The sequence below is a fragment of the Bradyrhizobium sp. genome, from assembly GCF_019244115.1.
Classification (GTDB): Bacteria; Pseudomonadota; Alphaproteobacteria; order Rhizobiales; family Xanthobacteraceae; genus Bradyrhizobium.
The window spans coordinates 1-7,616 of record NZ_JAFATE010000413.1 but is presented as its reverse complement, the minus strand read 5'-3'; the positions used below and the strand labels follow the sequence as shown (position 1 = coordinate 7,616).

At 62.9% G+C, this 7,616-nt stretch carries 10 protein-coding genes; 4 read left to right on the top strand and 6 right to left on the bottom strand.

The genetic code is table 11. The features are described 5' to 3' along the window. Positions 1 to 428 precede the first annotated feature (428 nt). Complete coding sequence (locus JOZ76_RS18180) at positions 429 to 734, bottom strand: hypothetical protein (protein WP_291700402.1); 306 nt, start codon at positions 732 to 734, stop codon at positions 429 to 431. Between the two features lie 392 nt (positions 735 to 1,126). Between JOZ76_RS18180 and JOZ76_RS18175 the strand changes: the two genes are divergently transcribed. Further along, on the top strand, positions 1,127 to 1,267 hold the full coding sequence (locus JOZ76_RS18175) for a hypothetical protein (RefSeq protein ID WP_291700399.1): 141 nt from the start codon (positions 1,127 to 1,129) through the stop codon (positions 1,265 to 1,267). 51 nt (positions 1,268 to 1,318) lie between these two features. Here the strand turns inward: JOZ76_RS18175 and JOZ76_RS18170 are convergent, their stop codons facing one another. Further along, positions 1,319 to 1,783, bottom strand: a complete 465-nt coding sequence (locus JOZ76_RS18170) for a hypothetical protein (protein WP_291700396.1) — start codon at positions 1,781 to 1,783, stop codon at positions 1,319 to 1,321. Between the two features lie 351 nt (positions 1,784 to 2,134). Beyond that, entirely contained in the window at positions 2,135 to 2,323 is a 189-nt protein-coding gene (locus JOZ76_RS18165) for a hypothetical protein (RefSeq protein ID WP_291700394.1), read from the bottom strand. Between the two features lie 96 nt (positions 2,324 to 2,419). Here JOZ76_RS18165 and JOZ76_RS18160 point away from each other — a divergent pair, with 96 nt between their 5' ends. Then, positions 2,420 to 3,265, top strand: coding sequence for a hypothetical protein (locus tag JOZ76_RS18160; RefSeq protein ID WP_291700392.1), 846 nt, complete (start codon positions 2,420 to 2,422; stop codon positions 3,263 to 3,265). A 169-nt stretch (positions 3,266 to 3,434) separates the two neighbouring features. Beyond that, the gene (locus JOZ76_RS18155) at positions 3,435 to 3,995 is read left to right on the top strand and encodes a nucleotidyltransferase family protein (protein ID WP_291700390.1); all 561 of its coding nucleotides are present in this window, start codon (positions 3,435 to 3,437) and stop codon (positions 3,993 to 3,995) included. A gap of 109 nt (positions 3,996 to 4,104) precedes the next feature. On the opposite strand, the gene JOZ76_RS18150 is transcribed toward JOZ76_RS18155, so the two are convergent. The 3 genes from JOZ76_RS18150 to JOZ76_RS18140 all read right to left on the bottom strand — a co-directional run bounded on the left by JOZ76_RS18150 (position 4,105) and on the right by JOZ76_RS18140 (position 6,887). Continuing rightward, on the bottom strand, positions 4,105 to 4,623 hold the full coding sequence (locus JOZ76_RS18150) for a PAN domain-containing protein (RefSeq protein ID WP_291700388.1): 519 nt from the start codon (positions 4,621 to 4,623) through the stop codon (positions 4,105 to 4,107). A gap of 314 nt (positions 4,624 to 4,937) precedes the next feature. After that, a complete protein-coding gene (locus JOZ76_RS18145; protein ID WP_291700386.1) occupies positions 4,938 to 6,308 on the bottom strand; it encodes a glutamate--cysteine ligase in 1,371 nt (456 codons plus the stop codon). A 90-nt stretch (positions 6,309 to 6,398) separates the two neighbouring features. Then, the gene (locus tag JOZ76_RS18140) at positions 6,399 to 6,887 is read right to left on the bottom strand and encodes a MarR family winged helix-turn-helix transcriptional regulator (protein WP_291700384.1); all 489 of its coding nucleotides are present in this window, start codon (positions 6,885 to 6,887) and stop codon (positions 6,399 to 6,401) included. 133 nt (positions 6,888 to 7,020) lie between these two features. On the opposite strand from JOZ76_RS18140, the gene gstA reads away from it, so the two are divergent. Next, positions 7,021 to 7,616 (top strand): glutathione transferase GstA (gene gstA / locus JOZ76_RS18135; RefSeq protein WP_291700383.1); only part of this gene is annotated, 596 nt, incomplete at its 3' end.

Genomic DNA, 7,616 nt, shown 5'->3' with positions numbered 1-7,616 from the left:
AGAATGTCGAGCTTGGCCTCGGCGCGCTCGATGCCGATGAGCCATGCCAGCGTTGCGGCTAGGATGACGGCATGGCGACGCATCACGAGCTCCACTGATTTGGCCTCGCGGCGATAGAGCAGATGAATCGCGATTCTTTTGCGGCTGAAATGAGATCGGGAAATCCTGCGCATTCGGTCGCGCCATCAGCGAGAGCGCAAACCGCTTGCACGACCGGCGGTTAGCGACACAAACCAACAATTAACCCTGTTGCACAACGCGCATCGCATCTCTCATGCGATGCCTTTGCGCGCTTTACCGCGCAGAAGCTGCTCATTCGCTGAGCAGAGCGCGCGCCACGATTGTGCTGAATCGATCGGCCGCAACTTTTGCCTGCAGCGCCAGCGACGCCGCTTGCCTCAACAGTGTCGAAATATCGGCAAGGGATCTCAGTGCGCCGTGAACGTGAAGGGCGCGCCCGCCAAACCGCAATATCCCTTGCGTGCCTCCGCCGATAATGGCGGCGGATCCTTGCTCTCCCAGCGCCACATCATGCAGCCCGCGCCCTGGCAGCGAAAGAAATGCCCGCGCATCTGGTGATGCAGGCGCGGGAAGAACATGCGGTAGATGATGTTGCGGACGCGGGCCTTGGGGCCCGGATTGGAGCGATTGAACGCAAACGGTCGCGACTCCCAGCGCAGCCGGACCATCGGGCACCATTTCTTCATCACCGCGTCCTGTTCGGTCACGAGCATCGGATAGTCTCCATTCACATGACGGCGTTCATCGACGCTGGCGCCGGCTCGCCGTCAAAGCCAGCGAACGCTCTTTCGATGTGGTTCATATTGTGTCTTCTCACATCCGAGCCTTGTCATATCCGATCAACGTATCGCAGAGCGTGCAGCTTCAGCCTTGAAACGCTCCAACTAACGCCCTCAAAAATTCGCGAATCGGGCTTAAAGGCCTCGCGCAATGGGCTGCGGCGGACGTTCTGTATCCTCTCCAGCAGTACAATCCTAAACGCACACGCATTGCGCGTGCATCTCGGACGTGGCTTCGAAGCTTGCGACGAGATCTCATACGTTGCCGTGTGTGATCACATCAGCAAGGTTCTGGCGGTTTCATTGCAGCGCGAGGAGATTGCGCAGTGAACTTCGGATTTGTGCTCTCGCTGCTCACGATCATCCTTGCAGTCCTCAGCGTCTTCATCGAGATCCCGCTCGTAAGCAATTACGCCTTCTGGTTCGCAGTCGGCGCCTATGTCGTGCTCGCGGGGACGAAGGGTTAGCGCGCGTCCCAGATCAGGAGCGAAGCCGCATTCCGGAGCAATTCGCTGCTGCTACTCGTCGCCCGCGTCCCAGACCGGCGCCGGCGGCCGCGGCGGCTCCTCCTCGTATCCGTATCGTTCGGCGGTCGGTTCATATCGGGAGGAGCCGTAAGGCGCCTGCCAGCCATAGCGCGGCGCGCGCCAACTCCTCACGCCGCCATAGCCCCATGGAAACGGCCTCGACCAGGATCGATAGCCGCCGTACGGATAGTAGCCGTAGTGACGGCGATAATGACGAGCGGGCCAGCCATAGTGACGCTCGACATATTCGCGCTCGACGTAGCGACGCTCATACACGAGGCCCGGCCGCGAACCGGAATAGCAGCGCCGCCAGCAGCCGCATGTCGAGCAGCGGTAGCGATAGGGCGAGTACGGACGATAGCCGTAATAGGAATCCTCATAGTAGCCGGCTTGCGCAGGCGCCGTAGCCGCGAACGCACCGAACAATGCGAAGATGCCTGCGACGATCAGCGCCAACCGGCAACATCGCGGCGCACGGACACGAGCATGATCGCTGACCGAGACTTCCAACATGCAACCTCCAACGAGCGAGGAATGAGGCCGCGATGGTGGCAAACAATCCGACTAAACTGCGACCGGTTGCATATGCAACCGAGTCCGCGGCAGCGCGCGGACGCTCATCCGGCGACACCGCCGTGTCCCGGTATGGCCGCGACCGCGCAGCGGCAGCCCCGGCAAGTGACAGCAAACAAGAAGATTTCGGCGCTGGTTCCGCCATGGCGGCGCACTGCCGATGATCGGCGTTAACCATGTTCACCGGAAGTTTTCCACAGCGGGCTCGTGGCCTCCGCTGACATGACGGCGGGATCATTGCGCGCCGCAGGTCGCGTCGGTGAGGAGATTCACAACTCCAAACTGCACGTCGAAGTAACGACAGAGCAAGGCGGCGCCAATCAGAAGTTGCAGCGATATGTCGGGCGGCTGCATCGAGGTGGCTCGCACCGACGCAAGGTCACGCAGCGGATTCATTGTGTGCAGGCGACTGCGCGCCACCATGCTGACGGTCGGTCACCACGATCTAGCCCGAATCACGAACGATTCTCGCGGCCACCCGCATTTTTGCGCGCAATTGCCTGCTCGGATGAGTTTTGCATGGCCGACGACGCCTTTGCTCTTTCGCCGATCTCCGCCCGTGCCGCTCGGCCCGGTGAGGCCGATTACCAGGCGATCCGCGAGGCCTTTATGGAGACGGCGCGCGGCCGCTGGTTTCTTGGCGAATACGCCAAGCGAAACCGCAATGCCGACACCCGTCTCGTGCTTGATCAGGTGGCGCGCATCGAACGAATGCTCGACACCATGCCGCAACAGCCCTCCGACGGGCGGCTCGCCGAAATCCTCGCCAGCATCAGGAGCGTTGTCGATCAGGCCGCCGAAGTCGCCGGTTCGGCGGCGATCGGTCTCGAAATCGATGAGCGCCTGACGCCGATCCGCCAGGGAGCCAGGATTTTGAAGGAGATTTCCTGGCGATGGCGGGAAATCGGCACCGACGCCCGCATCTGCGATTTGATCGACGCCCAGCTCGATGCCATTCAGGAAAGCTGCAGGCAGCTTGCGAAAGTCGACACGCGCACCGCCCTGGCGGCTGCGTTCGAGCTGATGAGAACGAGGATCGACGCGCTCGCCGAGGAGAACGGGCTGGCTCCGCTCAAGCCGAGCGCCGACGCTGCGGCTGACCTCCATGGTTTGGCGGCAGCGGCGCCAACGAGGAACGACGAAACGCTTGCCAGCCTCGCCACCCTTGCCGGCACGATGACGCCGGCAGACGCGGTTGTGTCCATCCAGGAAGTCGATGCAGTCGCGGTGGCCGACGAAGCCGTTCAAACCGCGGACGTCTGGCGCAATGGCGAGCAGGCCCTGTTCGGCGTTCCGGCAAGCAGCGACCCCGCGGCGGTCATTCGCCGCATGAGCCTGACGGACAAGATGACGTTTTTCGGCTAGCGCACCGCGCGGTTTCATTACATCGAACAAAATATTGTAGGGTGGGCAAAGGCGCGTTTGCGCCGTGCCCACCAACCGGCAGCGACGTCCGGATGGTGGGCTTCGCGCTCTGCCATCGTTCTGGTGAGCGACAGCGGTGATCCGCTCAGCCCACCCTGCCGGAGTTTCGATGACCAAGGACGAATTTCTCGCACTCGTGCTGCGCAACCCGATCAACGAGGTGCTCGCGCGCGAGCTCGAGACGCTCGCACCGCCTGCCTGGATCGTCTCGGGCTGCCTGGTGCAGAGCGTGTGGAACGCGCTGACCGGGCGCGCCATTGACTACGGCATTGCCGACTATGACGTGTTCTACTTCGATGGCGACACGTCGTGGGCCGCCGAGGACGCCGTGATCCGCACCGTCGAAGCACGCATCGGCGGCCTCGGCGTCAAGGTCGAAGTGCGCAACCAGGCGCGCGTCCATCTCTGGTATCCCGCAAAACACGGCATGCCCTACCCGCCGCTGGCGCGCGCAACGGAAGGGATCGATCGATTCCTGACTGCCAACACCATGGTCGGAATACGCCGCGCGGGCGAGGCGTATGAGGTCTACGCACCGCACGGCTTTGACGATGTCGCGCGGCTGATCGTGCGGCCCAACCCGGGCCCCAATTTTTCCGCCGCGAACTACGCGGCGAAGGCGGCGCGCTGGAAGGCGCTCTGGCCGGAGCTCACGGTGTTGTCTGCATGAATCGAACCCGAGCCGTCATTGCGAGGCGCGAAGCGCCGAAGCAATCCAGACTGCCGCGGCAAAGATCTGGATTGCTTCGGCGCAATTGCGCCTCGCAATGACGGAGTTGCTACCGCACGACGCCGGAGGTGAATCCGGCCTTGCGCCGGGGCGGCTTGATTTCCTTCTTCAGGAAGCAGTGCGGGTCCTTGCCGACATAGCCGGCGCGCGCAAAGGTCCAGGCCCGACACTTGTTCTCCGCGGTGCAGGCGGCCTTGCAGATCTCTTCGTCCTCGGTGGCCTTCAGCTCAAAACTGCGATAATCGCCGCCGGCTCGGTCGATCGAGGTCTCGACCGCGCGGGTTCGCGGCTCGACCACGCCCGCGCCGCGCACGCCGGACACGCAGCAATTGTCGGGAACGCGCGCCGGCACCGTGCCCTTCAGCCAGCACACCGCGCCGATATCCGAATAGGTCGGATAATTGAAGCTCCAGGCGCGGCAGCGCTTGTCGCGCTCGCACATCAGCGCGCAATCGGCGGGATCGCCGGACTCGACCGGGGCGCTCATGTAGTCGCCGCCCGGGCGGTCGAAATTGCTCTGGGCCGCCACGCGGCCGATGCTCGCCACCGCCCCAAGACACACCACCATGAACAGGACCGCGGCAGCCGGACCGCGTCTGCCTGCAAACGATCGCAGCCGGACGGGAGGTCTTGCTCGGAAGCGGGCGGGCGATGGGATCACTTGCTCTTTCAATCGTTTAGAGCGCGACCTGTGGCAAAACCGGCTTCCACCCTCGCGGTGTTCCGAGGGCATGTCTTGCTGATCGCGCGGTCGTTGGAGGCACTTTTTGGCTGCGCAGCGGGATATTTGATCGTCAGGAACCTGTACCGCTGATGAACGAGCCGGGGCGCGATTGTTTCAGGATATGTCTGCCGACGGTCCCGTTAAAGTAGACGGACGCATTAAAACGCGTATTCGTCATAGGCAGGTTCGACCGAACCGCGCCAGGGCCCGGCGAACTTGTCCAGCATCTCCTCTGCGGGACTGCGTCCGCTCTCGATGATGCGGTCGAGCGGCTCGAGGTACCGGCTCTCGTCCCGCCCGAAATGGTCGAGGCGGCCGCGGCGCCTGAGGCCCGCATGGGCGAGCGCGAGACACTCCTTGGCGATCTCGAAGACATAGCGGTTGCCGACCTTGGCCTTGAAGCCGAGGCGCGGCACGTCATCGCGCACCGCCTGGCGTTCGGCCGCGGTCCAGGTCTTGACAAGGTCCCAGGCCGCATCGAGACTCGCGTTGTCATAAAGCAGGCCGACCCAGAACGCCGGCAGCGCCGGCAGCCGGCCCCATGGCACGCCGTCGGCGCCACGCATTTCCAGATACCGCTTCAGCCGCACTTCGGGAAAGATCGTCGACAGATGATTGGCCCAGTCCGACAGAGTGGGCCGCTGGCCGGGCAGCGAATTGTTGCGGCCGTCGAAAAAGGCCCTGAATGAGGAGCCCGCGACGTCGATATACTCATCCCCGCGCTTGATGAAATACATCGGCACGTCGAGCGCGTAATCGACCCAGCGCTCAAAGCCCATGCCGTCCTCGAACGCCCACGGGATCATGCCGGCCCGCGCATTGTCGGTGTCGCGCCAGATTTCGGAGCGGAAGGACAGAAAGCCGTTGGGCTTGCCTTCGGTGAAGGGTGAGTTGGCGAACAGCGCCGTCGCGATCGGCTGCAGCGCGACGGAGACGCGAAGTTTCTTGACCATGTCGGCTTCGGAACGGAAGTCGAGATTGGTCTGCACCGTACAGGTCCGATACATCATGTCGACGCCGTAGCGGCCCACCTTCGGCATGTAATTGCTCATGATCCGGTAGCGGCCCTTGGGCATCACTGGAATCTCTTCCCGCGACCAGGTGGGAGTCATGCCGAGGCCGAGGAAGCCGATGCCGAGCGGCGAGGCAATTTCGCGCACCTGGGCGAGATGCGCCATCAGTTCGGATTGCGTCTGGTGCACGGTCTCGACCGGCGCACCTGAGAGCTCGAACTGCCCGCCCGGCTCCAGCGAAATGGCGCCGCCGCCGGTCACGTCATAGAGGCCGATGATGTTGCCATGCTCCATGATCGGCTCCCAGCCGAGCAGGAGCTGCATTCCCTCCAAAAGCGCGCCAATCCCCTTGGCACCCTCGTAAGGCACCGGGTGATGGCCGGACAGCGTAAACGGCGTCTTCTCGTGCTCGGTGCCGATCCGGAAGGCAGATGGCGGCTTGACGCCTGCTTCGAGCCACGCGACGAGTTCATCGCGCGATTGCAGCGGCGTCATATCGATCTGGTCACGCGCCATGCGAGTTCCGCTTGAAGGGGCGCGGCTGCGCGCCGTGGATGAAAGGTCCGCGAACCGATCGGCACGCGGCGAGATTTGACAGAAAAGACATCATCGTGCGGACGGGCCTTCGCTTGCCGCCGGCGACAAGGCCTCGCCGCAGGAGCAGCCCAGCCGGTCGAGCAGGCTCGAGAGCCTGGCGGCATCGGCATCGGACAATTTTGAGCCGACATATTTCTCGATCGCAGCCGAATAGGCGCCCCACATCCGCTTCTGCAGTTCGCGGCCGGCTTCGGTGATCTCGACGAACTGGCCGCGCTTGTCGATCTTGCACTCGCGCCGGCTGGCCAGCCCCTCATCGACCAGCCGGTCGATCAGGCGCGAGGTCGAATATTGCGGGATCAGCATCTGCCGCTCCAGCTCGACCGGGCGCAATTCGCCCGATGGCGCACGCGACAATTCCAGCAGCGCGTCGTACCAGGCGAGCGGCGGAAACCCGGCCTTCTTCAGGTCCTGCTCGACGCAGTCCAGCACCCGGCTCTGAACCCGCATCAGGCGGATCCAGGCGGCGGTCGCCTCGGTCGATGGTTTGCGCTTCATGTGGTCCGGTTCTTAGATTAGCAGGGCTATATCTACCCTACTGAATGCACCTGCATCAATCTTGACTATTCCATGCAACTGCATTTAATCAGTTTACTGCCAATTTCCAACGGTACAATGGAAGGAGATTCCCATGAAGCTCTACTATGCGCCCGGCGCGTGCTCGCTCTCCCCCCATATCGCGCTTCATGAAGCTGGTCTCGCGCACGAACTGGTCAAGGTCGACCTGCGCGCCAAGAAGACCGAGTCCGGCGCCGATTTCACCGAGATCAACCCGAAGGGCCAGGTGCCGGCGCTCGAGCTCGACAATGGCGAGCTTCTGACCGAAGGCCCCGTCATTCTGCAGATGATCGCCGACACGGCCACCGACAAACATCTGGCCCCGCCTGCGGGTTCCAGCGAACGCTATCGCCTGCAGGAATGGCTGAATTTCATCACCACCGAGCTGCACAAGAATTTCAGCCCGCTGTTCCAGCCGGTCATTCCCGATGACGTGAAGACATTCTTCAAGGACCGGTTGATGGGCAAGTTCAAATATATCGACGGCAAGCTCGCAGGGCACGATTACCTGATGGGCAAGGCTTTCACGGTTGCCGACGGCTATCTGTTCGTGATGCTGTCATGGGCGGACCGCATGAACTTCGACCTCTCGGGGCTGCCGAACCTCGTCGCCTACAAAGCCCGCATCGCCGCGCGGCCCAATGTGCAGGCGGCGCTGAAGATGGAAGG